The sequence below is a fragment of the Streptomyces sp. NPDC057474 genome, from assembly GCF_042802555.1.
Taxonomy (GTDB): domain Bacteria; phylum Actinomycetota; class Actinomycetes; order Streptomycetales; family Streptomycetaceae; genus Streptomyces.
The window spans coordinates 1-2,065 of record NZ_JBHVDX010000476.1 but is presented as its reverse complement, the minus strand read 5'-3'; the positions used below and the strand labels follow the sequence as shown (position 1 = coordinate 2,065).

2 protein-coding genes are annotated in these 2,065 nt (G+C 68.2%); both read left to right on the top strand.

Annotation, left to right across the window (positions count from 1 at the left end):
• The first annotated feature begins 74 nt into the window (after positions 1-74).
• Positions 75-851, top strand: a complete 777-nt coding sequence (locus ACFU53_RS47825; RefSeq protein ID WP_384006912.1) for a fumarylacetoacetate hydrolase family protein — start codon at positions 75-77, stop codon at positions 849-851.
• The coding region (gene gltX / locus ACFU53_RS47820; RefSeq protein ID WP_384006909.1) for a glutamate--tRNA ligase at positions 844-2,065 on the top strand (1,222 nt) is incomplete at its 3' end. The genes ACFU53_RS47825 and gltX, both read left to right, overlap by 8 nt.

The window sequence follows — 2,065 nt, the reverse complement described above, 5'->3', positions numbered from 1 at the left end:
AGGCGGGGCCCCCGCCCCGCGTTAGCCTGGACCGTCAGACTCCAGCCAGCTCAGTTAAGGGGCGCAAGCATCCCGTGCGCATCGCCAGGTTCTCCATCGACGGGAACGTAGCCTTCGGCGCGGTCGAGGGCGACAAGCCGGACGAGCTCGTCCTCGACATCATCAAGGGCATTCCGTTCGCGGACTTCGAGCTCTCCGGTACGAAGGTCCCGCTCAGCAAGGTCAGGCTGCTGCCGCCGGTGCTCCCCAACAAGATCGTGGCCTTCGGCCGCAACTACGCCGAACACGCGCGCGAGCTGGGCAACGAGGTCCCCGACGCCCCGTTCGCCTTCTTCAAGCCGGCCACCTCGGTGATCGGCTCCGGCGACGAGATCCAGTACCCGTCCTTCTCCGAGGACCTCCACCACGAGGCCGAGCTGGCCGTCGTCATCGGCCGCCTGTGCCGCGAGGTCCCGCGCGAACGCGTCAAGGACGTGATCTTCGGCTACACCTGCGCCAACGACGTCACTGCCCGTGACGTGCAGAAGCGCGAGAAGCAGTGGGCCAGGGCCAAGGGCTTCGACACCGCCTGCCCGCTGGGCCCCTGGGTGGAGACCGACCTCGACCCGAGCGACCTCACCATCCAGCTCACCGTCAACGGCGGGCAGCGCCAGCTGGGCCGGACGAGCGAGATGATCAACTCCATCGAGGACCTGATCGTCAACATCACCGAGGCCATGACGCTGCTCCCCGGCGACGTGATCCTCACGGGCACCCCGGCAGGGGTCGGCCCCCTCAACGTCGGCGACGAGGTCGCCGTCACCATCGAAGGCATCGGCACTCTCACCAACAAGGTGATCAAGCGTGGCTAACGGCTCCGTCCGCGTACGTTTCTGTCCGTCCCCGACCGGCAACCCCCATGTGGGTCTGGTCCGCACGGCCCTGTTCAACTGGGCGTTCGCCCGCCACACCGGCGGCACGTTCGTCTTCCGCATCGAGGACACCGACGCGGCCCGCGACTCCGAGGAGTCCTACGGGCAGCTCCTGGACTCCCTGCGCTGGCTGGGCTTCACCTGGGACGAGGGCCCCGAGGTCGGCGGCCCGCACGCGCCGTACCGCCAGTCGCAGCGCATGGACACGTACAAGGAGATCGCCCAGAAGCTCCAGGACGCCGGCCACGCGTACTACTGCTACTGCACCGCCTCGGAGCTGGAGGAGCGCCGCGACGCCGCCCGTGCCGCCGGCAAGCCCTCCGGCTACGACGGCCAGTGCCGCGAGGTCACGGCCGAGCAGAAGGAGCAGTACGAGGCGGAGGGCCGCGAGCCGATCGTCCGCTTCCGGATGCCCGACGAGACGATCACCTTCACGGACCTGGTCCGCGGCGAGCTGACCTTCACCCCGGAGAACGTGCCGGACTACGGCATCGTCCGCGCGAACGGCGCCCCGCTCTACACCCTCGTCAACCCGGTCGACGACGCCCTGATGGAGATCACCCACGTGCTGCGCGGCGAGGACCTGCTCTCCTCGACGCCCCGTCAGATCGCCCTGTACAAGGCGCTGATGGAGCTGGGCATCGCCAAGGAGGTCCCGTCCTTCGGCCACCTGCCGTACGTCATGGGCGAGGGCAACAAGAAGCTCTCCAAGCGCGACCCGCAGTCGAGCCTCAATCTCTACCGGGAGCGCGGCTTCCTCCCCGAGGGTCTGCTCAACTACCTCTCCCTGCTCGGCTGGTCGCTCTCCGCGGACAAGGACATCTTCACGATCGAGGAGATGGTCGCCGCCTTCGACATCGCGGACGTGAACCCCAACCCGGCCCGCTTCGACCTGAAGAAGGCCGAGGCGATCAACGCCGACCACATCCGCCTGCTGGACGTGAAGGAGTTCACCGAGCGCTGCGGCCCCTGGCTGAAGGCCCCGTTCGCCCCCTGGGCGCCCGAGGACTTCGACGCGGAGCGGTTCGCCGAGATCGCCCCGCACGCCCAGACCCGTGTGACGGTCCTCTCGGACATCACGGCCAACGTCGACTTCCTCTTCCTGGACGAGCCGGTCGAGGACGAGGCGTCCTGGAACAAGGCCATGAAGGAGG